General features: G+C 69.2%; 24 protein-coding genes. 20 read left to right on the top strand and 4 right to left on the bottom strand.

Annotated elements, in window-relative coordinates; genetic code table 11:
- Positions 1–118: 118 nt before the first annotated feature.
- Complete coding sequence (locus tag ACFXC1_RS16885) at positions 119–1,807, bottom strand: chitinase (RefSeq protein WP_381243381.1); 1,689 nt, start codon at positions 1,805–1,807, stop codon at positions 119–121.
- 346 nt (positions 1,808–2,153) lie between these two features.
- On the opposite strand from ACFXC1_RS16885, the gene ACFXC1_RS16880 reads away from it, so the two are divergent.
- The 14 genes from ACFXC1_RS16880 (at position 2,154) to ACFXC1_RS16815 (ending at position 13,935) form a co-directional block, all read left to right on the top strand.
- Complete coding sequence (locus ACFXC1_RS16880; RefSeq protein ID WP_381243379.1) at positions 2,154–2,996, top strand: hypothetical protein; 843 nt, start codon at positions 2,154–2,156, stop codon at positions 2,994–2,996.
- Between the two features lie 103 nt (positions 2,997–3,099).
- Entirely contained in the window at positions 3,100–3,813 is a 714-nt protein-coding gene (gene cpaB, locus ACFXC1_RS16875; protein WP_381243377.1) for a Flp pilus assembly protein CpaB, read from the top strand.
- 9 nt (positions 3,814–3,822) lie between these two features.
- The gene (locus ACFXC1_RS16870) at positions 3,823–5,070 is read left to right on the top strand and encodes an AAA family ATPase (protein WP_381243375.1); all 1,248 of its coding nucleotides are present in this window, start codon (positions 3,823–3,825) and stop codon (positions 5,068–5,070) included.
- Between the two features lie 5 nt (positions 5,071–5,075).
- Complete coding sequence (locus ACFXC1_RS16865) at positions 5,076–5,459, top strand: TadE/TadG family type IV pilus assembly protein (RefSeq protein ID WP_381243373.1); 384 nt, start codon at positions 5,076–5,078, stop codon at positions 5,457–5,459.
- A gap of 1 nt (position 5,460) precedes the next feature.
- On the top strand, positions 5,461–5,838 hold the full coding sequence (locus tag ACFXC1_RS16860) for a TadE/TadG family type IV pilus assembly protein (RefSeq protein ID WP_381243371.1): 378 nt from the start codon (positions 5,461–5,463) through the stop codon (positions 5,836–5,838).
- 49 nt (positions 5,839–5,887) lie between these two features.
- A complete protein-coding gene (locus ACFXC1_RS16855; RefSeq protein ID WP_019072776.1) occupies positions 5,888–7,228 on the top strand; it encodes a CpaF family protein in 1,341 nt (446 codons plus the stop codon).
- Positions 7,229–7,239: 11 nt separating this feature from the next.
- Positions 7,240–8,181 carry a type II secretion system F family protein gene (locus tag ACFXC1_RS16850; RefSeq protein ID WP_381243370.1) on the top strand — a complete coding sequence of 314 codons (942 nt, stop codon included), beginning with the start codon at positions 7,240–7,242 and terminating at the stop codon, positions 8,179–8,181.
- Positions 8,182–8,195: 14 nt separating this feature from the next.
- A complete protein-coding gene (locus ACFXC1_RS16845) occupies positions 8,196–9,086 on the top strand; it encodes a DUF5936 domain-containing protein (protein ID WP_381243368.1) in 891 nt (296 codons plus the stop codon).
- Positions 9,087–9,106: 20 nt separating this feature from the next.
- Positions 9,107–10,753 (top strand): sensor histidine kinase, encoded by a 1,647-nt coding sequence (locus tag ACFXC1_RS16840; protein ID WP_381243366.1) that lies wholly within the window; start codon positions 9,107–9,109, stop codon positions 10,751–10,753.
- Positions 10,754–10,816: 63 nt separating this feature from the next.
- Positions 10,817–11,686, top strand: a complete 870-nt coding sequence (locus ACFXC1_RS16835; protein ID WP_381243364.1) for a response regulator — start codon at positions 10,817–10,819, stop codon at positions 11,684–11,686.
- Positions 11,687–11,834: 148 nt separating this feature from the next.
- Positions 11,835–12,065, top strand: a complete 231-nt coding sequence (locus tag ACFXC1_RS16830; RefSeq protein ID WP_381243362.1) for a hypothetical protein — start codon at positions 11,835–11,837, stop codon at positions 12,063–12,065.
- Positions 12,065–12,670, top strand: coding sequence for a pilus assembly protein TadG-related protein (locus ACFXC1_RS16825; protein ID WP_381243359.1), 606 nt, complete (start codon positions 12,065–12,067; stop codon positions 12,668–12,670). Before ACFXC1_RS16830 ends, ACFXC1_RS16825 begins: the two co-directional genes overlap by 1 nt.
- Positions 12,671–12,704: 34 nt before the next feature.
- Positions 12,705–13,292 (top strand): hypothetical protein, encoded by a 588-nt coding sequence (locus tag ACFXC1_RS16820; RefSeq protein ID WP_381243356.1) that lies wholly within the window; start codon positions 12,705–12,707, stop codon positions 13,290–13,292.
- Between the two features lie 55 nt (positions 13,293–13,347).
- Positions 13,348–13,935, top strand: coding sequence for an OmpA family protein (locus ACFXC1_RS16815; protein WP_381243555.1), 588 nt, complete (start codon positions 13,348–13,350; stop codon positions 13,933–13,935).
- Positions 13,936–14,401: 466 nt separating this feature from the next.
- Here the strand turns inward: ACFXC1_RS16815 and ACFXC1_RS16810 are convergent, their stop codons facing one another.
- From ACFXC1_RS16810 to ACFXC1_RS16800, 3 genes are all read right to left on the bottom strand, one after another.
- Entirely contained in the window at positions 14,402–14,758 is a 357-nt protein-coding gene (locus ACFXC1_RS16810; RefSeq protein WP_381243354.1) for a DUF4333 domain-containing protein, read from the bottom strand.
- Between the two features lie 185 nt (positions 14,759–14,943).
- Positions 14,944–15,135: a hypothetical protein gene (locus tag ACFXC1_RS16805; protein ID WP_381243352.1), complete on the bottom strand. Its 192-nt coding sequence runs from the start codon at positions 15,133–15,135 to the stop codon at positions 14,944–14,946.
- Between the two features lie 10 nt (positions 15,136–15,145).
- Complete coding sequence (locus tag ACFXC1_RS16800; RefSeq protein WP_381243350.1) at positions 15,146–15,997, bottom strand: helix-turn-helix domain-containing protein; 852 nt, start codon at positions 15,995–15,997, stop codon at positions 15,146–15,148.
- A 254-nt stretch (positions 15,998–16,251) separates the two neighbouring features.
- Here ACFXC1_RS16800 and ACFXC1_RS16795 point away from each other — a divergent pair, with 254 nt between their 5' ends.
- The 6 genes from ACFXC1_RS16795 to ACFXC1_RS16770 all read left to right on the top strand — a co-directional run bounded on the left by ACFXC1_RS16795 (position 16,252) and on the right by ACFXC1_RS16770 (position 20,842).
- Complete coding sequence (locus ACFXC1_RS16795; protein WP_381243347.1) at positions 16,252–16,758, top strand: ATP-binding protein; 507 nt, start codon at positions 16,252–16,254, stop codon at positions 16,756–16,758.
- A 49-nt stretch (positions 16,759–16,807) separates the two neighbouring features.
- Positions 16,808–17,089, top strand: a complete 282-nt coding sequence (locus tag ACFXC1_RS16790; protein WP_381243344.1) for an Arc family DNA-binding protein — start codon at positions 16,808–16,810, stop codon at positions 17,087–17,089.
- 2 nt (positions 17,090–17,091) lie between these two features.
- Positions 17,092–17,478: a PIN domain-containing protein gene (locus ACFXC1_RS16785; RefSeq protein ID WP_381243342.1), complete on the top strand. Its 387-nt coding sequence runs from the start codon at positions 17,092–17,094 to the stop codon at positions 17,476–17,478.
- 244 nt (positions 17,479–17,722) lie between these two features.
- Positions 17,723–19,621 carry a hypothetical protein gene (locus ACFXC1_RS16780; protein ID WP_381243340.1) on the top strand — a complete coding sequence of 633 codons (1,899 nt, stop codon included), beginning with the start codon at positions 17,723–17,725 and terminating at the stop codon, positions 19,619–19,621.
- A gap of 19 nt (positions 19,622–19,640) precedes the next feature.
- A complete protein-coding gene (locus tag ACFXC1_RS16775; RefSeq protein ID WP_381243337.1) occupies positions 19,641–20,207 on the top strand; it encodes a hypothetical protein in 567 nt (188 codons plus the stop codon).
- Positions 20,208–20,227: 20 nt separating this feature from the next.
- Positions 20,228–20,842: a hypothetical protein gene (locus ACFXC1_RS16770; RefSeq protein ID WP_381243335.1), complete on the top strand. Its 615-nt coding sequence runs from the start codon at positions 20,228–20,230 to the stop codon at positions 20,840–20,842.
- The last annotated feature ends 31 nt before the right edge of the window (positions 20,843–20,873 follow it).

Genomic DNA, 20,873 nt, shown 5'->3' with positions numbered 1-20,873 from the left:
GGCGCGCCGCGCGCGCCCCGCCGCCCCGGCGCGGGCGGGGGGGGGGGGCGCGCCGGGGGGGGGGGGGGGCGCGGCGCGGCCCCCCCCCCCCCCCCCACCCCCTGTTCAGCGTGATTCGTTACGGCAGCGCGTGCACATGCGCCCCCACCGAGTTCGACCACGAACTGCCCGCCGCCGCGTCCCAGTTCGTCGACCAGGTCATCGCGCCCCGGAGGTCGGGGTAGGTCTTCGACGGCTTGAAGGTGCCGCAGTTGGTGCCGGCGGTGAGGCAGTCGAGGGCGTTGTTCACGATGGTGGGCGAGACGTAGCCGCTGCCCGCCGCGCTGGTGGAGGCCGGGAGGCCCAGGCCCACCTGGGACGGGGAGAGGCCGCCCTGGAGCTGGATGCAGGCGAGGGCCGTCAGGAAGTCGACCGTGCCCTGGCCGTAGACCTTGCCGTCGCAGCCCAGCATCGTGCCGCTGTTGTAGTACTGCATGTTGACGACCGTGAGGATGTCCTTCACGTTCAGCGCGGTCTGGAAGTACGCGTTCGACGTCGACTGCATGTCGATGGTCTGCGGCGCCATCGTGATGATGAGTGACGAGCCCGCCTTTGAGGAAAGGGTCCTCAACGCCTGTGTCATGTACGTCGCGTTGATCCCGTTCTCCAGGTCGATGTCGACGCCGTCGAAGCCGTACGTCTGCATCAGGGAGTAGACCGAGTTGGCGAAGTTCGTCGCCGAGGTCGAGTCGCTGACCGAGATCGTGCCGTTCTGGCCGCCGATCGAGATGATCACCTTCTTGCCGGCCGCGTGCTTGGCGACGATGTCCGCCTTGAACTGGTCGACCGTGTAGCCGCCGAGCCCGGACGAGTCGAGCGTGAAGGAGACCGCGCCCGGAGTCGAGGTCGCGTCCGCGAAGGCCACCGCGATGATGTCGTACTGGGAGGAGACGGCCGAGAGCTTCTGGACGGTCGCGCCGTTGTTGAAGTTCTGCCAGTAGCCGGTCACCGCGTGCTTGGGCAGGGACCCGCCTCCGCCGCCGCCCGTCGCCGTCGTCGTGCCCGTCACCGCCGTCGACTTCCCGGACTCACCGGCCGAGTTGGTCGCCGTGACCTGGAAGGAGTACGACGTCGAGGCCGCGAGTCCCGTGACCGTGGCGGACGTTCCCGTCACCGCCGTGATCTTCGTGCCGTTCCGGTAGACGTTGTAGCCCGTGGCTCCCGACACCGCGCTCCAGGCCAGGGAGACCGAGGAAGAGGTCGTGGAGGAGACGCTCACGCCCGTCGGGGTCGCCGGGACCGTCGGGGCGGGGTCGCTGCCACCTCCGCCGTCGGGGCCGTAGACCGAGATGTCGTCGGCGTAGTAGGCCGCCTGGCCGTACCAGCCGTGGGTGTACACCGAGACGGACGTGGTCGAGGCGCCCGTCGTGAACGTCGTCGACAGCTGCTTCCAGGATGTCGTGTCGGGGGTCCAGGTCGACACGTCCGTCGTGCCGGTGCCCGTCACGCCGAGGTAGGAGTAGCCGCCCTGGACCCACGCGCTCAGCGTGTACGTCGAGTTGGGCTTGACCGCGACCGACTCGCTGCACTGGGCGTTGTCCTGGCCGGCCGGGGTGCCCTTGAGGGCCGCCGCGCCGCTGTGGACCGGGGAGGAGACGGTCGTGCCGCTGCCCGCCGTACAGGTCCAGTTGGTCAGGCCCGATTCGAAGCCGGCGTTCTTGGCGTTGTTGATGTCGGCGGCGGACGCCTGGCCGGTGCCCGCGAAGGAGAGAGCGAGGGCGGCCATGGCGATCCCGGCCCACAGACGTCTGTTCCTGAGTGCGGGCATGCCTGGTGCGCGGTCCACTGGTGCCTCCGGTGGGGGAGTTGGAGGGGACTGTGACGAACGACGGTGGCCACCGCTGGAGTTCAAGAGTTGGTCCAGACCAATTGCGCTGTCAAGAGGTCCAGACCAACTTCCCCGGCGGCGCATTCGGCACCCCGGCCGCGATCAGCTGCTCGACCTGCCCCGATTTGGCGTGTTGTGCGCAATGACAGTTGCGGTACAGGTGCCGAAACGCTGTTCTCCGGTCACAGGGGCGTGGTTACAGTGCTGAGGTAGTCACGCAGTGAAGTCGACTCGGCATACCGGAGTAATGCCGGGAAGCCGACAGGCGTGAGACGGGGAGCTGCGCGTGCCAACTGCCATTGCCGTGACCAGCGCCGACATGGCGCTGCCGCCACAGGACGAACGAACCGTGCCCGCCGTCGTGCTGCGGGACCTGGATCAACGGCCGCTGGACCAGGCGCTGTCGGAGATGCAGACCCTCATCGACCAGCACGGGCATGTCGTCGTGGTGTCCTCGCAGGCCGTGTCCGAGGGCGTCGACCGACGGCTGCACACCATCCGGTCCATCCTGGAGACCGACCGGATCGCCCTGTTCCGTCCGAATCTCCCCCCACTCGGACTCGCCGTACTGGCCCGCCAGTTGAGGCAGCTCGCGTCCTGCGACCTCAGCCCCGGGGTGCTCGCCTCGGCGGGGCGGCTGCTCACCCACTACATCCACGCCGGCGCCGTCCTCGGCTCGGTCACCAAGCTGGACCGGGTCCCCGTCGGTCTCAAGTCGCACGCCAAGTCCTGGGTGCCCGGCAGCCAGTTCGCGGTGATCGCCCACCCGGAGCCGCAGCTCATCAGGGTCGGCCCCGGAGTCGCCCTCGCCGGGCCGGAGTTCGGCACCTGGATGCTGGTCGCCAAGGGCCAGCTCCAGTCCGACTGGATCGGCACCACCCTCGCCCCGGCCTGGAACGCGATGGGGCTGCGCGAGGCCACCCTGCCCGCGGAGTCGGCGAGTTGGTGGGGCACGGGCAAGCTGATCGAGTTCTGTACGTATCTGCCCGACCTGTCGGTGCTCTACCAACTGGTCACCTCGGTACGGCAGTCCGTGTGCCATTGGTGCGGAATCGACGTCATCGGCGACCGTTGTGTCTTCTGCTCGGCAACACCGCCCGTTCACGAGAACCAAACGCCCAGCGGATAAGTCATCCCTTCACAGGACACGCTTACAGCACCTGGTCCCGCTCGACCCGGCTCGATCCGCTCATTTCCGCTCGACCGATATCCCCAATGAGGTTGTACGGTTCATGAACTCCCGTCAGCGCCGCGGCGTGATACTCCTGCTCCTGTCGGTCCTCTGCGCCCTCGGCGCGTTCGCCGGCGTCCTCTCCGTCATCAGCGACGTGAAGTCCAAGGTCGGCCCCGAAGTCGCCGCCTACCAGGTCAAGGACAACGTGGCGCCCTACACGGCCCTCACCGCCGCCCAGTTCAAGAAGATCGAGATGCCCAAGCGGTGGCTGTCGGACAACGCCGTGACCGATCTCCGGCAGATCCAGGGAAAGATCGCGGTGACCACCCTGCGGAGCGGCTCCCTGCTCCAGACCGACATGATCGTCGACCAGCCCGCCCTCCAGCCCGGGCAGCAGGAGGTCGCCATCATGATCGACGCGGCGACCGGCGTGGCCGGCAAGATCACCCCGGGTTCCACGGTCAACGTGTACGCCACCTTCGCGGGCGCCAAAGAGGGCGACCCCGACCAGTCGAAGATCATCGTGACCAACGCGAAGGTCATCGACGTCGGCCACATCACCGCCCTCGACCCGGGCAGCAACAGCGACAAGAACCAGCAGCAGTCCACCAACGCCGTCCCCATCACCTTCGCGCTGTCCACGCTGGACGCCCAGCGCATCACCTACGCCGAGTCGTTCGCCGAGCGGGTGCGGCTGGCACTGGTGGCGCCCGGCACCGATACGACCGTGCCCGAGCAGGACCGGACGTACGAACTCGCGAAGGACAAGTGAGAGGCCCGCATGCCCACCAGGATTCTCCCGGCGGTCGGTGACGCGGACGCCATCCGCGCCATCACGACCCTGCTCAGCCAGCTCCCGGACGCCGACCCGGTGGCCCCGGTGGCCGACTCGACGCAGCTCATCGACACCCTGGCCCGGCTCGCCGCCGAGTCCGTCGACGAGCTGCCCGAGGTCGTGGTGGTGCATGAACGCATCGGTCCCGTCCCGGCGTTGGAGCTGGTCCGCGAAGTCGCCCTGCGCTTCCCGGCGGTCGGCGTCATCCTCATCACCACCGACGCCAGCCCCGGCCTCTTCCAGGCCGCCATGGACTCCGGCGCCCGCGGCCTGATCGCCCTCCCCCTGAGCTACGAGGAGTTGGCCACCCGGGTCCAGGCCGTCGCCGCCTGGTCCGTGGGCGTACGCCGCCATCTCGGCCACGGCGGCGACGTGTTCACCGGCGTCGGCGGCACCGTCGTCACGGTCAGCGGCGCCAAGGGCGGGGTCGGCGCCACCCTCGCCGCGATCCAACTCGCCCTCGCCGCCCAGACCTCGGGCCGTAGCACCGCGCTCGTCGACATGGACCTCCAGACCGGGGACATCGCCTCCTACCTGGACGTCCAGTTCCGCCGCTCGGTCGTCGACCTGGCCGCGATCACCGACATCTCACCCCGGGTCCTGGCCGACGCCGTGTTCCGGCACGACACCGGGATGGCGCTGCTGCTCGCCCCCGGCGAGGGCGAACGCGGCGAGGAGGTCACCGACCGGGCCGCCCGCCAGATCGTCAGCGCGATGCGCTCCCGCTACGAGGTCGTCGTCATCGACTGCGGCGCCCAGATGAGCGGCGCGAGCGCGGCGGCCGTCGAAATGGCCGACACCGCCCTGCTGTTCACCACCCCGGACGTGGTCGCCGTACGCGCCGCGAAGCGCACCGTCCGCATGTGGGACCGGCTGCAGATCCGCAAGGCGGAGGAGACGACCATCGTCGTCAACCGGCACACGCGCGGTACGGAGATCCAGCCCGCGCTGATCCAGCGCATCACCGGCACGGCCGTGGCCGCCACCGCGATCCCCGCCAACTTCAAGGAACTCCAGGGCGCGGTGGACGCGGGCCGCCTGCACGAACTCGACAACAAGAGCGTGGTGAAACAGGCCCTCTGGGGTCTCGCGGGCGAACTCGGACTGGTCAAGGTCCCCGAAGTCGCCCAGAAGGGCGGCCGGACCCGCGGCGGCGACCGCGGCTCGCTGAGCCTCCGGCGACGTAGGGAGTGAGGGGGATGCGGATGTCCGTCCTGAGGCGAGACCGGGGCCAGGTCACCATCGAGTTCCTCGGCATGACCCCGCTGATCATTCTGACGCTGGTGCTGATGTGGCAGTTCGTGCTGGTGGGGTACACCTACACGCTCGCGGGGAATGCTGCCGACGAGGCGGTACGGGCGGGCACGGCGGCCACGCGCGGCGAACGCCAGGCCGCCTGCGAACAGGCGGGCCTCAGCAAGCTGTCCGCCGCGTGGAGGGACGGGGCCGAAGTGACATGTGGGGGCACGGGGTTCGTCACGGCCGACGTCACCCTCCACGTGCCCGTCCTCTTCCCCGGCTCGATCGCCTTCCCCTTCACGGTCCACGCCCACGCGGGCGCCGTAGAGGAGGCGACGAACTGAGATGCCCCACGGACGAATTGAGTTGTCCTACGACCGTAAGGTGCGCGACCGCGGTCAAGTCGCCATCGAATACCTCGGGTTCATCCCGATCCTGATCCTCGTCACCCTGGCCGCCGTCCAGTTGGGGCTGATCGCCTACGCCGCCGAGCAGGCGGGGACGGCGGCCAGGGCGGGCGCGCGCAGCGCCTCGCTCCGGCAGGGCGCCCAGCCGGCGTGCAGCGACGCGGTCAGCTCCCGGCTCACGGTCGTCGGCTGTCCGGCCTCGTTCGGCAGCGACACCGTCACCGTCACCGCCTCCATCCACATCCCGTCCGTCATCCCCGGCTACGACGGCTTCGGGAACGCCAGCAAGACCGCCACCATGCCGCTCGACCACTGACAGCGAACCACACGGCTCGACCGAACAAGGAGCGAGGAGCACAGCACTCATGGGTCTGCGGGAACGCGTCAACCATCCCGAGGAGAACGGCCATCGGGGCGAGGAAGGCCACATGGTCGCCTCGTACCGCGCCAAACTCCTGGAGGAGATCGACCTCGCGGAGATGAGCGCGCTGGCCGCCGCCGAGCGACGGGCCCGCCTTGAACGGGTACTCGGGCACATCATCAGCCGCGAGGGACCGGTCCTCTCGACCGTCGAGCGCTCGCAGCTGATCCGCCGGGTCGTCGACGAGGCGCTCGGCCTCGGCATACTCGAACCGCTCCTCGAAGACGCCTCGATCACCGAGATCATGGTGAACGGCCCGGACGCGATCTTCGTCGAACGCGGCGGCCGGGTCGAGCAGTTGCCGCTGCGCTTCCCCTCCCACGACCAGCTGATGCAGACGATCGAGCGGATCGTGTCGACCGTCAACCGCCGCGTGGACGAGTCGAATCCGATGGTCGACGCGCGACTGCCGTCCGGCGAACGCGTCAACGTCATCATCCCGCCGCTGTCGCTGACCGGCGCCACGCTCACCATCCGCCGCTTCCCGCGCTCCTTCACGCTCCAGGAGATGGTCGGCTTCGGCTCGCTCGACGAGCACATGCTGTATCTCCTCGCGGGGTTGGTGCACGCCAAGTTCAACATCATCGTGTCGGGCGCCACCGGCACCGGGAAGACCACCCTCCTCAACGCCCTCTCCGGCCTCATCCCGGAGACCGAACGCATCATCACCATCGAGGACTCGGCCGAACTCCAGCTCCAGCAGTCGCACGTGATCCGGCTGGAGGCACGCCCCCCGAACGTCGAGGGCAAGGGCCAGGTCACCATCCGCGACCTCGTCCGCAACTCCCTCCGCATGCGCCCCGACCGCATCGTCGTAGGAGAGGTTCGAGGCGGCGAATCGCTGGACATGCTCCAGGCGATGTCGACGGGCCACGACGGCTCCCTCGCCACCGTCCACGCCAACAGCGCGGAGGACGCGCTGATGCGCCTCAAGACGCTGGCGTCCATGTCCGAGGTGGAGATCCCCTTCGAGGCGCTGCACGACCAGATCAACAGCGCCATCGACGTCATCATCCAGCTCACCCGCTTCGCCGACGGCGCTCGCCGCATCACCGAGATCGCCCTCCTCGACAGCCATGGCAGCGAGCCGTACCGCCTGGCAACAGTCGCCCGCTTCAGCCCGCAGCCCATCGCCGCCGACGGCCGGATCTACGGCGTCTTCGAGTACTTCCCGCTCTCGCGCCGCACCGCCGACCGCCTCTACATGGCGAGCCAACCCCTGCCGCAGGCCTTCGGCGTCGCCCAGAGCACGGAACACCTAGCCCTCAGAGAAGCCAGTAGGTAGGGACCGACCCCATGGACCTCCAGACGATCGTCACGCTCACCACCGGCATCACCCTGCTGACCTGCGTCCTGGGTGTCGCCGGCGTGCACGCCTACGCCACGGGCAGGGCACAGCGCGCGGCCCTGGTCGACCGGCTGTCGTCGACCGGACAGATCCCGCTCGGCCGCGCCCGCCGCTTCCGCGGCCTGGACCGCAGACTGCGCCGCACCCGCCTCGGCCGCAAGCTCGAACTGCGGCTCGCGGCAACGGGGTTGGACATGACTCCGGGCGAGTTCTTCGTCTACATGCTGGCCACGGTGGCCGCCCTCTGGCTGATCGGCCAGGCCTCCCTGGCGCCCTTCTTCGGGCCGATCGCGGGCCTGTTGGGCATCGGGGTGGCGATCCAGTTCCTCAACTGGCAGCGCCAGAAACGCATCGAGAAGTTCATCAACCAACTCCCCGAACTGGCCCGCATCATGGCCAACGCCACCCACGCGGGACTCGCCCTGCGCACCTCGATCAGCATGGCGGCGGAGGAGCTGGAGGCACCGGCCGGGGAGGAACTCGCCAAGGTGGCCAACCAGTTGGCGGTCGGCGCCTCGATGGACGACGCGCTGAGCGAGCTGGCGGACCGCCTCCCGTCCCGCGAACTGGTCGTCCTCGTCACGACATTGGTGCTCTCCAACCGCGCGGGCGGCCAGGTGGTCAGCGCCCTGCGCAACCTCACCGAGACCCTGGAGGAACGCAAGGAGACCCGCCGCGAGGTCCGCACCCAGCTCTCCCAGGTCAACATGACCTCGTACGCCGTTCCGGTGATGGGCGTCGGCGCCCTCTTCCTCATGAACGGCGTCAAACCCGGCGCCCTCGACCGGATGACCGGCTCCCCGATCGGCCAGGCCTGCGTGATCATCGCCTTCGGCCTGTACGCGGTCGGCTTCGTCCTCATCCGCCGCCTGTCCCGCATCGACGTCTGAGAGGGGGGAACCTGATGACGGCACTCGTCCTCGGACTGGTCATGGGCCTCAGCGTGTGGGGCATCTTCGCCGGCATCCGCATGTACCGCGCGGACGTGAAACTCCCGACCGACCTGGTCCTGGCACTGGAGGTCGGCTCGACCCGCACCGGCGCGGTCGACTCCCTCATCGACCGCATGGGCATGCGCTACGCCCCGATGGTCCTGCGCCTGATGGGCCCCAAGCTGGTCGCCAAGTACCGCCGCAGGATAGACCTCGCGGGCAACCCCGGCGGCCTGACCATCGACCGCTACGCGGCGCGGCGTGCGGTGTACGGCTTCCTGGGCGGCGTCGGCGGCCTGGTGTTCCTCCTGAAGGGCAACTACCTCCTCGCCATCATCCTGTTCGCCTTCGGCGCGTTCTGGACGGAGGTCGGCATCTGGTCGGCGATCCGCATCCGCAAGGACGTGATCGAACGGACCCTGCCGGACTTTCTCGACGTACTGGCGGTGGTGGTGAGCGCGGGGCTGGGCTTCCGCCAGGCCCTGGACCGGGTGGCGTCGAAGTACGAGGGGCCGTGGGCGGACGAACTCCGCATCACGCTGCGGCAGATGGACCTGGGCATGAGCCGCCGCGCGGCCTTCACGGAACTGCGCCGGCGCAACGACAGCGAGCAGGTCGCCATGTTCGTCACGGCGCTGCAGCAGGGCGAGGAGCTGGGCGCGCCGATCGTCGACACGCTGGTCGCCCTGGCGAAGGACATGCGGCGCACGGACGCGCAGAACGCGCGGCGGAAGGCGGCTCGCGCGGTGCCCAAGGCCACCATGATGATCACCACGTTCATGGTCCCGGCCACGATGCTGCTCCTGGGCGCTGGCCTCCTCCTCGGCTCCGGCACGGACTTCAGCACGATCACGGGCAAGTAGGGGACGGGGGCGAGGGGCGGATGGCGACGACAGAGGAACGAACGGGACGACTACGACGGCGCTCGAAGCCGACGGAGATCACGACACCGCCGGCGGGGACGGTTCTGCCGGACCATGTGCGGTCCGGGGCGACGGACATACCGGTCACGACGGTGACGCCGGCGCTGCCGCCGGGGTGGACGCCGGTGGGGCCGGGGGGACCGGTGGGGTCGGGGGGCTCGGGGGCGAGGCTGCCCGGGGTGCCGACGCAGCCGGGGCCGGCGGGGCCGGCGGGGTCGGCGGGGTCGGCGGGGTCGGGGATGCCGAAGGCGGCCCGGCCGGCGGACGACGGACGGATGGCCGCCGACGGCGAGGGCGCTCCACAGGGGCCACCCGCACCCGACGACGAAGGTAGTACGGGTGGTGCGGGTGGGAGCAAGATCCCGGCCGAAGGCCGGAGCGTGGCTCTCCCCATCCAGGTCAGCGCGCTGCAAGCAATGTGCCGGCAAGTCTTCGGCTTCCGCCTCGCGATGATCGCCCTGGCCGCCCCCTCCGCCCTCCTCAACGCCAACCCCGGCGTAGCGACCCGCCTGGTAGGCGCAGCGGTCGTCGTCACCTTCATGGCCTCCTACGTCCTGTTCAGGGACTGGGAACGCTTCGGCCCCCTCCTCCTCCGCCACCCCTCCCTCCTCGCCCTGGACACCCTCTTCGCCGCCCTGCTCCTCATCTCCGCGGGCCCCACCAGCACCCTCGCCTACGTCAGCGTCTGCACCCCCCTGCTCGCCGGCATCGTCTACGGCTGGCGCGGCGCCGGCTGCTTCGCCGGTCTCCAGGCGGTCATCCTGCTCCTGGCGCAGACGGCCGCGGCCGACGCCCACCGGGGCGTGGCGGAAGCCACCCTCCTCCCCGGCCTGTGCGTGATCGCCGGCGCGGTGGGAGTGACCCTGCGCAACCTGATGCTCCGCTTCGGCGAAGCCACGACGGCGTTGACGACGGTCCAGGCGAGGCTGGCAGTGACGGAGGCGGTGGGCGCCGAACGGGCCCGCCTGGCCCGCGAGTTGCACGACTCCGTGGCGAAGACCCTGCACGGCGTGGCCCTCGCGGCGGACGGCCTGGTCGGCTCGGCGGGCGCGGACCGCATGGACCCGGCCCTGGTGAAACAGCAGGCGGAACTCGTGGCCCGCTCGGCACGCCGGGCCGCCGCGGAGTCCCGCGAACTCCTGGCGGACCTGCGCCGCGAGTCCGATCCCGACGAGGGCACGGACGTACTCGTCGAACTGGCCGCCCGCACAAGGGACTTCAGCACCAGAACCGGCCTGCCCACGACCTACCGCCCCACCGGCGAACACGGCGTACCGCCCGTCCCGCCCGCCGTGGCCCGCCAACTCCTCACCATCGCGACGGAGGCGATGGAGAACGCCCACCGCCACGCGACCCCCACCAAGGTCGACGTACGCGCCGGAGTCCACGACAGCCTGCTCCGCATCAGCGTCTACGACGACGGCCGCGGCCTCCCTCCCGGCACCACCCTCGAACAGCTGCGCAGGGCGGGCCACTTCGGCCTGGTCGGCATGGTGGAACGGGCGGCATCGGTGGGCGCCCGCATCCGCATCGGCCGGGGCGGCCACCCCAACGGCACGGAAGTCCGCCTGGAACTCCCGCTGGAAGCCCTGACGACGAAGACGTAACGACACCGCACGCACACGACGCACACGACGCACACGACTACGACGACCCGAGAGGAGGCAGCCATGCCGGACCACACGACGCCCCACCCCGGCGCGCCGCAGCCGAACCCGTTCCCGAACTTCCCGCAGCCCGCGCCGACTTCACCCCTTCGGGTGGTGGTGGCCGACGACAACCCGGTGGTCCGGGCCGGCCTGACGGCACTCCTCTCGGGCCGCGCGGACATCACGGTCGTGGCGGAGGCGACGGACGGCCGCGAGGCCTACGAGGCGGCCCGGCTGCACCGCCCCGACGTGGTCCTCCTGGACGTACGCATGCCGGGCGTGGACGGCATCTCCGCGCTCCCGTACCTGGTGGGGATCGCCCCGGTCGTGATGCTCACGTACAGCAGGGAGTCGGAGATCGTCCAGGAGGCGCTGCGCCGAGGGGCGGGCGGCTACCTGGTCCACGGCGAGTTCACCGCGGACGAACTGGTCGCCGCCGTAAGGGACATCAAGCAGGGCAGGGCCCACTTCACACCGTCGGCGGCGGGCGCACTCCTGGCCCAGCTGCGCCAGGAACGAACGGGCCCCGCACTGCCCGAGAGCCTGGGCTCATACGAGCATCAACTAAGTGCGAATGCACACGTGATGGAACCCGCAACACCCCTGCCGTCACCGACTTCAAGCAAAGGGCTTTCGCAACTGCAACCGAATGTGCGACAGTTGACGTCGGACAGGTCACGGTTCCAACTGAGCGCGAGGGAGGCGGAGATCATGGACCACATAGCGTCCGGCATGACCAACCAGCAGATCGCCGCCACCTGCTTCATCTCCGAGAAGACCGTCAAGAACCACATCAACCGCATCTTCGCCAAACTCCACAGCACCAGCCGCTCCGAGGCCGCAGCCAAGTGGCTGGGAACGGCGCCGGGTTCGGCGCGAGGGCTGGGGTGAGCTGTGATGGCGGGACGGGACACCGATTGGGCCCGGGATTGGGCCCTGGGGCCCTCTGGCGAAACGGGTGTTGAGGCATACCGTTCTCATGTCGAAAGCGGCACCGGCGACGAGGAAGCCGGTAACGCGTCACTCGGAGGGGAACACCATGAGCGACCTGATGCTGAAGACCGCAGTTGCGACCAAGGTCCGCGTGAACGGCTGGAAGAACACGACCGTCGCGGCCGTTCAGCGCCGCGCCGGCGACACGGGGCAGACCGCGGTGGAGTACCTGGGCATCATCGCGGTGGTCGTGGCGATCGTGCTGGCCATCACGGGTACGAACATCGGCCAGACCATCCTCAACAAGATTCAGGCGAAGATCAACGAAATCACCTGATGCCTCCGCGTAGGTCCAGCGACGCAGGGCAGGCCTTCCCCATCTACATCACGGTGGTGGCGGGCCTGCTCTTCCTCGCGTTCGCCTACGTCGCGGTCGGCCAGGCCGCGGTGAACCGGAGCGGCGCCCAGACGGCCGCCGACGCGGCAGCGCTCGCGGCGGCCCAGGATACCCGGGACCAACTTGCAGGCATGTGGGTGGAGAACGTACTCGACCCGACCAAGTGGCGGGACATCTTCAACGGCAACGTGGCGGGACTCGCCGATTCGTGCGTGCGCGCCGGTCAGCTCGCGGGGCAGAACGACGCCCGCGTGAACAGCTGCCCGCCGCCGACGGGGCTGCCCCTGGGCTATACCGTCGGGGTCGAGGCCACGAAGCCGGTCGGGGACTCGATCGTCCCCGGCACGGAGAGCACGTTCTCGGAAGCCTCCGCCACCGCCGTGATCGAGCCGCTCTGCACGTTCCAACTCGCCGGCGCGGACGCCGGTGCCGACGTGCTGCCGCAGCTCACCTGCAAGGACGACAAGGTCTGGGACCTGGACCCGCTCCACCTCACTGATCTTCCGGGACCCGAGGACCTCTTCGACGTCCATCTGGCCGACTGACAAGCGAACGACGAGTGGAGAAGGAAACAGAGTGATGAGCATTCGGTTCACGGCGAAGGCCCGCAGGGGGATGGTCGCGCTGTCTGTCGCTGCCGGTCTGGCCCTCGGTGTGGCCGGGTGCGGCAGTGGTGGCGGAGACGACAGCAAGCCGGACACCTCGGCGTCCGCCTCCACATCCAAGAGCAGTGGATCCGATCCGAGCGCTCAGGAGGGGCAGTCGGAGACACCTCTGGCCGAGCTCAAGGGCACGGACGGGGTGCTCCTTCAAATCACCTCCGCCCAGAGGGATTCCGGCGGGTTCATCACCGTGAACGGGAATCTGAAGAACGACGGGGCCAAATCGGTCGTCATCCCGGCTCAGGTCAGCGGAGACGAGACCGAGATCGTCAAGCACGGTCCCTCACTCGGTGGTGCCACTCTGGTGGACTCTCAGGGGAAGAAGCGCTACTACGTGCTGCGCGACACGGACGGGCGGCCACTCACCACAACTGCCCTGGGCACTCTCGAGGCCGGCCAGACTCTCCCTGTCTTCATGCAGTTCCCCTCTCCGCCCGCGACCACGACCGAAGTCACCCTGCAGATCCCGACGTTCTCCGCCGGCACCATCAAGATCTCCGGGTGAGGCCACAGTGACCACCACTCTCCGCCTCCCCCTCGTCGTCACCGCCGCCACCCTCATGGTCGCTGCGAACCTTGTTGGCGCGGTCACGGCCCACGCCGACGACACCCCGAGCCCCAGCGCCCCCCCGGGCACCGAGGCCTCCGCCTCCGCGCCCGTGCAGGTCGACCCGAACGACCCCGACCTGAAGCTCCCCGAAGGCGCCACGCTCGCCGACCCCAAGGTCCTGGACATCAAGACGGTCGTCGAGGACCAGGGCGGTGAGGAACGCCGCGAGGACACCAACTCGGACGTGACCTTCGCCCTCCAGGCCGAGGTCCTCTTCAGCAAGAACAGCGCGAAGCTGAGCGCCGCGTCGAAGTCCCGTATCGACACGATCGCCGCGGAGATCAAGAAGCAGAACGCGACCACGGTCCGCGTCTTCGGCTTCACCGACAACCTCGGCTCCTCGGCCCACGGCGACGTCCTCTCCAAGCAGCGCGCCGACGCCGTACAGGCCGTCCTGGACGCCGACTTGAACGACCCGAACATCACCTTCGAAGTACGCGGCTACGGCGAGCAGTACCCGATCGCCGACAACTCCACGGAGGCCGGCCGCAAGAAGAACCGCAGGGTGGAGGTGACGTTCCCGCGCACGGAAAGCTGACCGATTCCTACTTCTGAGGACGGTGTCGCGCAGGGGTTCGCGCATGTCGGCGCTGTCGATGCGGAAGGTCTCCGTCGCCTCAAGGCCACCGCCGGCCCCACGCTCCAGGGTCCAAGGACGGCTGATGGTCCGGCTGGGGCCGCGTGTGTACTCCGACGTCATCTGGAGCCTCGTCGGAGTACCGACCCGACGCAGCTCCCACTGTTCCTCAAGGGCGCGTACCTCGTGCTCCTTGTGGTCCAGGCGCATCCGGATCCGGACGGCGTGACTGACCTGGGCCCGGAGGAAGACCTGCTGCCACGCCGGTTCGGTCAACCGCCACTCCGCGAGCTGGTCGCACCCCTCGCGTGCCGCTTTCCAGCGCCAGCCCGGCGTTCGTCCCACTGCACCGATCCGATCGCCACCGTCACGGCTGTGTTCCCTCGCCCATACTGGGGAATCGGGCTCAACTGTCTTTGGACGCTGGTTAGTTCGAGGCCGGAGAAGCTTTGTCGTCGGCCTTGAAGTCGTAGTGGATCTGGTTGCCGCTGACAGAGGTGACCTTGACCGTCACGCCCAAGGTGCTGCCGTCGTCCGCCGTGAGCGTGCAGCGCGAGGTGGTGCCGACCTTGCCGACGAGGTCTTCGGGGCAGGAGACGTCCGGTTTCGACTGTCCTGTGGCGGCGGCGAGCTTTTCGGCGAGCGTGCTGGAAAGCTTGTCCGCGGAGAGCTTCGGCGGCGTGGACTTCTTCACCTCGACGGAAGCCGAGCAGCCCGACAGCAGTGTGCCGGCCGCGATCACCGCGAGGATCGACAGGCCTGCGGTCGTCGGGACTTTGAACACCGTGTACTCCTGGTCGGCGGGTCGGGTGGGAAGACCGGAAGAGCATACGAAGCGCGGTGCTGCCGCGCGCGATCGGTCTTGGGCGGACGGCTCGACCTCCGTCTCGCAGCAGCAAGTGCCCCGAATCGGAAGGTTGTTCACTGCCCCGGGGCTGCTTTGCCCCGGGGCACGCTCGAAAGCCCTCCCTACAACAGATGGTCCGCTTTCCCCGCCTTGATGTCCCGGATGAGGGTACGGAGCGCATCGCGGCTGTCGGTGAGGTACTGGTGCTCCTGTCCGGCGACCGCGATGTAGGCGTTGCCTTCGTCGTCGGTGCCTATGCGGAAGCAGTTGTTGCCCTCGCCGCAGTACGGGGCTTCCCAGTTGATGCCGGTCATAGTGGCTTCCTCAGAGTTCGCGGGCGACCTTGCGGATGAGATCGCGCGAGGCCGTCGTGGGCAGCGCCGCGTTGTCCATCCACTCCAAGTGGGCACGGTACTTGGTGAGCTGAGCTTCCGCGCCGGTGAATTCCGGCCCGTGCGCGGAGTCCAGCTGCACGGTGTCGAGTTGCGGCACGGCCCCGTCCGCGTACAGCAGCGCGTGCCCCGCCCCCGGGAAGCCGCCGACGCTGGTGGGGATGATCCGTACGTCGATGGAGTCACGCTCGGACTGTGCGGCCAGGTGCTCCAGTTGCTGCCGGGTCACCTCGGCGCCGCCGTACGGCATGCGCAACGCGGCCTCATGGACGTAGGCGACGTACGGAAGGGGTTCAGGGCGGTCGAAGACCTGCTGGCGCTCCATGCGATGGGCTACTCGCAGTTCGACCTCCAGCCGACTCAACGGCGGGAGTACGGCGGCGAAGACGGCGCGCGCGTACTCCTCGGTCTGGAGGAGTCCGGGTACGTGCATGACCTGCGCGGTCCGCACGCGCGCGCCGTGCCACTCCAACTCGGCGATGTCCAGCAGTCCTGCGGACAGGGTGCCCCGGTACCGCTCCCACCATCCGCGTTCCTTGCCCTCGGCCATGAGCACCAGGGCCTCGACGTAACTCCTGTCTGTGCAGCCGTAGTTGCAGGCGAGCGTGCGGATGCGCTCGGCCGAGAAGGGACGAATGCCCGACTCCATGTTGGACAGCCGGGTGCGGTCGATTCCGAGCAGCCCGGCGGCGTACTCCGTGGTGGCCTCTGCCGAGAGGCGGATTTTCCGCAACTCGGCACCGAGTCGTTTCTGCCGCTCCGTCGGCGTACTTCTTGTCGCCATGCCACCCCTTCTCCCGCTGTGGTGCAGCCAGTCTGCCAGTCGACCATGCGTGGGGGTAATTATCTCCAAGTGGGTGGACATTGTGACTCCATCGCTCCTACAGTCAGTGACGGGTCGACTACGACCCCTCCGCCCAACCGGAAGCGCATCTCGCGTGCCCGCCCGCATCTCCTCCCCTGGGAGGGGTGGGTCCGCGTCAGGGAGACAGGCCACCGCGCGGAGCGTCAAACCACCCTCCGACCAAGGGAGTTGCCATGCCCGGAACGATGACCTCCTGCCAGACCCCGCCCCTCACCGACGCACCCCACACCCCTCCGGCCCCCGAAACCCTCACCTACAGCCTCACGCTCCCCGCAGCCCCGCCGAGCCCCGCGATCGCGCGGACCGCGACCCGTTCGATCCTCCAGGCGCACGGCCTCGCCGACATGACGGACGCGGCCGTACAGACAGTGAGTGAACTGGCCGCCTGCGCCTGCCGCTTCACCCCCGCCGCCGAGATCTACGTGTCGCTCCGCTACCGCGACGGCGCCCTCCGGGTGATCCTCTACGACGCCCACCCCCGCCACACCAATCCCCGCCTCGCGGCGGCCTGCGACTCCCGCCGTCGCGCCACCTTGCGGGTCCTGTCCTGTGCGGTCCGGGCCTGCGCCGGTGAGTGGGGCTTCGGCGAGGCCCGCGAACCGGGCGGCGGGACTCGGATGTGGGCGGTGTTGCCGCGGGCGGGTGCGCGGGCGTACGGGGGAGAGTGGTGTGCGGCCTGATGCGGTGCGCGAGCCGGTGTGCGGTGTATACGTTGCGTATACTCGTCGCATGTCCGATGTCATGATTCGCGTGCCGGCCGAAGTCCGTGACCAACTCGCCGCCGTGGCGGAGGCGCGCGGGACCAGTCTCCGCGCCCTCATGCGGGAAATAGCCGCTCAGACGCTGACTCCGGAGCAGATCAAGGAGCGGGCCGACCATGCCCGCGCCCTGCTCGCCGAGCGGTTCGGACACTACGTGACGGACGAGGACTCGGCGGCGATGCGGCGCAGGATGCGTGAGGCCACCGTCGCCTATCGGGCCGCTCTTGGGGAAGCGGAGTCTTCCCATTGAACTTGGCCGAGCATTACGTTCTCGACACTCCCGCACTTTTGGGGATGGGCGGCAACAAGCAGGTTTCCGCGCTCATCCATGCGGCGGCGGCCAGTGATGACGTACGTCTGTGGGTGCCCGTGGTGTGCCTCCTGGAGGCCGAGCGCGAACGCGCCGGGACGGTCGCCCACGCGGGCGTTCTGCTGGACGTGTTCCAGATCATCGACGACGACTTCGCGATGGCCGTGACGATCGCCGAACTCCGCGGCGACGGTGTTGCCTTCGGTGTCGCGGCAGCCGTACATGCCGCGCGGCCGAACCCGATGCTTCCCGAAGGCGGATTGGTGGCAACCGTCGTACCCGAGGCCTACGACGGGCTCGGAGTCGGTGTCATGAACCTGAACCGCTGACGATCCGGACGCGGAGGGAGGAGTGGTGGACCACATCCGCAGGCAGCGTTCCGCCCCTCGGCCCGGTCGCCTCAGCGCCTGACGCAGAAGAACCGTGACCTTCCGGGTAGGCCTTGAGCCGAGAAGTCCACCGGGGGATTGGGCACCGATTTGGGCCCACGGGCCCATCTCGGGCACCCGCCCCGTCCCTAACCTCTGGAAGCTCCAGTGGAGTTGAGCGACAGACGGCGGGGGACGGGGAGACATGGCCTCGATCGGGGGAACGGGCGGGGGAGTCGGCGGGCCGAGCGGGCGGCACGAGATGCCCGTGCCGCTCGCCGCCGCACTGACGCTGGTACACATCCTGTTCGCGGTCACGGTCGTCGGCGGACTCGGAGTCCTCCTGACCGCCGCGTCGTACGACACGCTCGACGGCCAGGTCGTGGCCCTCGTTGCCTACGCCGCCGCGCCGGGCGTCCTCGGCTGGTGGCTGGCCCGGCGGAGTTGGGAGGGCGGGGGCCGGGTCCGGCTCGGACTTCTCGCCGTGCAGGGCTGGTTGATCCTCGGCGGTGTCGTCAACCTCACCTCCGGCTCCGCCCGCGGCGGCCTCCAGCTCTTCCTCCCGATCGTCATTGCGTTCCTTCTGTTCCGCCCCGAGAGCCGCGAGTGGTACGGCCTCGCCGGGCTGGAACGCGTCGAGCGCCGCCCCTTCTCCCTTGCCCGGCTGATCCGTTGGCGCCGGGACGAGGGCCAGACGGCGGTCGAGTACGCCGGGTTCATCGCCATCGTCGCCGCCATCATCACCGCCCTGCTGGTCACCGGCCTCGGCACCCAGATCTTCGGCGGCATCCAGTCGGAGGTCTGCAAGGTCACGGGCATGGCCTGCGGTACCGGCACCGGCACCACAACCACCGGCACCACAACCACCGAGACCGACACCACAGCCGCCGACAAGAAGGACGACAAGGGCGACGGAAATGGCCACGACGACGGCTGCTTCTCCGGCGTGGGCGCCTTCTTCGGCTGCGCCGGCGACCAGGTGAAACAAGTCGGCCAGGGCCTCTTCGTCGACGGAGTCTGGGGCGACCTCACCGGCATCTACGACATGGTCCGCCACCCCATCGACACTGTGAAGGGCATCGGCGACTACGGCAAAAAGCTCGGCGACGACTGGTCCAAGAACTCCAAGGACGCCGGCAAGAAGTGGTCCGACGGCGACTACGGCGGTGCCCTGTGGGACTGGACGAGCGCTTCCGCGAAGACGGGCGGCACGGTCCTCTACGACCTCTTCATCGGCGACGACGTGGCCAAGGACTGGAAGAACGGCGACAAGACCCGCGCCGTCACCCACGTCCTGTGGAACGTCGGCTCCCTCTTCATCCCGGGCTACGACGGCGCCAAGATCGTCGAGAAGGTCGGCGACCTCGGCAAGATCGGCAAGCTGGGGAAGCTCGGCGAACTCGCCGAAAAGGCGGCCAAGGCGGCGGAGGACGCGAAGAAGGCGGCCAAGGCCGGGGACGTGGCGGGCGCCGAGAAGGCGGCCAAGGAGGCCGACGAAGCGGCCGAGGCGGCGGAGAAGAAGGCCCGGCAGACCGGCTGCCTGGTCGGCGCGCCCGGCCGCCGGATCCCGTACGGCGACAGCGGCGGCCCCACGTTCGGAGGCACCGGCAGCGGCACGACCGTCCTGGCCGCCGGCAGCTCGCCGTACGTCGTACTCGCCCAAGGCAAGGACTGCGACGAGGATGCCGAGAAGGAGGCCGAGGAGGCCCGGAAGCAGGCGGACGAGGCCGACGAGGCGGCCGGGCGGATGACCAAGGAAGAGGTCGAGGCGGCCAAGAAGCCGACCGTGAGCCAGGGCGACCCCAAGAAGTTCAAGGACCACTTCCTGCGCCACAAGAAGCTGATCGAGGACGCGCTGGGCACCAAGTACAAGAAGCTCAAGGAGGACGGCCCGCGCTTCCTCCAGGACATCGAGGCCAACATCAAGAACGGCACGTTCAAGCTCGTGGGCAAGGGCACGCTGAAGAAGGGCGAAGCGGAAGGCCTGATCTACCGTGGCAAGGGCGTGACCGTCGTCCTGCACGAGAACGGCGACTTCTGGACCGTCCTGAAGTCCGGCGAGGGCCTGGACACGTCCCTCCAGATCACCAAGAAGGCCGAGTGACCGCATGACAGGAGCAGCTGTGCCGCCTGCAAGCCCGTCCCCTTCGGGCCCGACTCCCTGGAGCATCGCGGAGGACGTACTCCGCCGGCGGTACGTCACGGACGTCCTGGTCCCGGGCCGCATCGACCGGGACGAGATGATGTCCCGGTTCGTGCCCCAGCCGCTCGTCGTCTTCGTCCTCCTCGACGACGGGGCCCTGCGCCTCGAATCGGTCGGCGGATACGGCCAGTTGGAGATCCGGGTGGTGGACAGGGTCACCCTGGGCGGCGTCGACCTCTACGCGGCCATCGAGGAGGAGGGGGACGAACTCGCCCTGGCCTCCCAGGGCGAGCAGCTCTTCGGCGACAGCTGGGACCGCCTCCGTTGCACGGCCACCCGCCCCTTCACGGACGCCGGCTCCCACCCCGAGGAGGGTGTGGTCAAGTGCCTCGCCCTCGAACTGGAGTCCCGCTACTGGCTCTTCTTCGACCCGACCTGGCCCTTCGGCATCAGGATCGGAAACGCCGAGGACATGCGCCGCTGGGAGTCGGAGTACGGCGAGCACTCCGGCCGGAACGCGGGGACCCGCGGCCCCGGAACGGCCTGACCCGGAAAAGGAGGCGGAAGTTGGAGGACTCGGGAGAACACCTCCTGCTGCCCCTCGTCTTACGCGAACTCCCCTACAGCTGGGACACCGGCTTCACCTGGCCCCGGGAACTCCCGGAGACCGAGGCGAACATCGCCCGCGCACGGGCGATCCTGGAGGCCTGCGCACCCGAGGCCCCGGTGCCCGACCCCGTCCCGGACCCCGACTGGACCCGCGACGAGGACGAGGGCGAAGAAGAGCCCGCCTGGCTCGAAATCCGTGTCGTGCTAAGGGAGTTCATGCCTTACGCCGACCAGGTCACCGAGGAGCGCATGGCCGAGGCGATGCGGGAGTGCGTGCTGCTCGGCATCCCCGGTGTGCCTGTGGACGCGGACGGTGAGGAGGCGGAGCGCTTCGTCCGGCGGTGGGTTAGTTGGATCGGCGGCTGGATCGCCGGAGAGGTCTTCACCTGGCTCGGCATGTGCGTGGACGACGACACCCTGGTGACCCCGTGGGCGATGGAACTAGCCGAGCGCTACGCCCGGTTCGGCGTCGCCACCGACCGGGCCCTGTCGATGCTCCACTGGCACGGCACCGTCCCCCGAAGCCGCGAGGCCCTCGCCCGCCTGAAGGCGGACGGCACACTGTCGCCGTGAACGAGCGGGAAAACAGGCGAGGTTGACGATG

This window comes from Streptomyces hokutonensis (genome assembly GCF_042751305.1).
Taxonomy (GTDB): Bacteria; Actinomycetota; Actinomycetes; order Streptomycetales; family Streptomycetaceae; genus Streptomyces; species Streptomyces hokutonensis_A.
Note: the sequence above shows the minus strand (reverse complement) of the source record. Positions and strands in the feature narration are given on the sequence as shown.

What these genes read in the sequence shown, in the direction of transcription:
- ACFXC1_RS16885 (WP_381243381.1), bottom strand. Translation starts at nt 1,807, where the DNA reads ATGCCCGCACTCAGGAACAGACGTCTGTGGGCCGGGATCGCCATGGCC.
- cpaB (WP_381243377.1), top strand. Translation starts at nt 3,100, where the DNA reads ATGAACTCCCGTCAGCGCCGCGGCGTGATACTCCTGCTCCTGTCGGTC.
- ACFXC1_RS16870 (WP_381243375.1), top strand. Translation starts at nt 3,823, where the DNA reads ATGCCCACCAGGATTCTCCCGGCGGTCGGTGACGCGGACGCCATCCGC.
- ACFXC1_RS16865 (WP_381243373.1), top strand. Translation starts at nt 5,076, where the DNA reads ATGCGGATGTCCGTCCTGAGGCGAGACCGGGGCCAGGTCACCATCGAG.
- ACFXC1_RS16860 (WP_381243371.1), top strand. Translation starts at nt 5,461, where the DNA reads ATGCCCCACGGACGAATTGAGTTGTCCTACGACCGTAAGGTGCGCGAC.
- ACFXC1_RS16855 (WP_019072776.1), top strand. Translation starts at nt 5,888, where the DNA reads ATGGGTCTGCGGGAACGCGTCAACCATCCCGAGGAGAACGGCCATCGG.
- ACFXC1_RS16850 (WP_381243370.1), top strand. Translation starts at nt 7,240, where the DNA reads ATGGACCTCCAGACGATCGTCACGCTCACCACCGGCATCACCCTGCTG.
- ACFXC1_RS16845 (WP_381243368.1), top strand. Translation starts at nt 8,196, where the DNA reads ATGACGGCACTCGTCCTCGGACTGGTCATGGGCCTCAGCGTGTGGGGC.
- ACFXC1_RS16840 (WP_381243366.1), top strand. Translation starts at nt 9,107, where the DNA reads ATGGCGACGACAGAGGAACGAACGGGACGACTACGACGGCGCTCGAAG.
- ACFXC1_RS16835 (WP_381243364.1), top strand. Translation starts at nt 10,817, where the DNA reads ATGCCGGACCACACGACGCCCCACCCCGGCGCGCCGCAGCCGAACCCG.
- ACFXC1_RS16830 (WP_381243362.1), top strand. Translation starts at nt 11,835, where the DNA reads ATGAGCGACCTGATGCTGAAGACCGCAGTTGCGACCAAGGTCCGCGTG.
- ACFXC1_RS16825 (WP_381243359.1), top strand. Translation starts at nt 12,065, where the DNA reads ATGCCTCCGCGTAGGTCCAGCGACGCAGGGCAGGCCTTCCCCATCTAC.
- ACFXC1_RS16820 (WP_381243356.1), top strand. Translation starts at nt 12,705, where the DNA reads ATGAGCATTCGGTTCACGGCGAAGGCCCGCAGGGGGATGGTCGCGCTG.
- ACFXC1_RS16815 (WP_381243555.1), top strand. Translation starts at nt 13,348, where the DNA reads ATGGTCGCTGCGAACCTTGTTGGCGCGGTCACGGCCCACGCCGACGAC.
- ACFXC1_RS16805 (WP_381243352.1), bottom strand. Translation starts at nt 15,135, where the DNA reads ATGACCGGCATCAACTGGGAAGCCCCGTACTGCGGCGAGGGCAACAAC.
- ACFXC1_RS16800 (WP_381243350.1), bottom strand. Translation starts at nt 15,997, where the DNA reads ATGGCGACAAGAAGTACGCCGACGGAGCGGCAGAAACGACTCGGTGCC.
- ACFXC1_RS16795 (WP_381243347.1), top strand. Translation starts at nt 16,252, where the DNA reads ATGCCCGGAACGATGACCTCCTGCCAGACCCCGCCCCTCACCGACGCA.
- ACFXC1_RS16790 (WP_381243344.1), top strand. Translation starts at nt 16,808, where the DNA reads ATGTCCGATGTCATGATTCGCGTGCCGGCCGAAGTCCGTGACCAACTC.
- ACFXC1_RS16780 (WP_381243340.1), top strand. Translation starts at nt 17,723, where the DNA reads ATGGCCTCGATCGGGGGAACGGGCGGGGGAGTCGGCGGGCCGAGCGGG.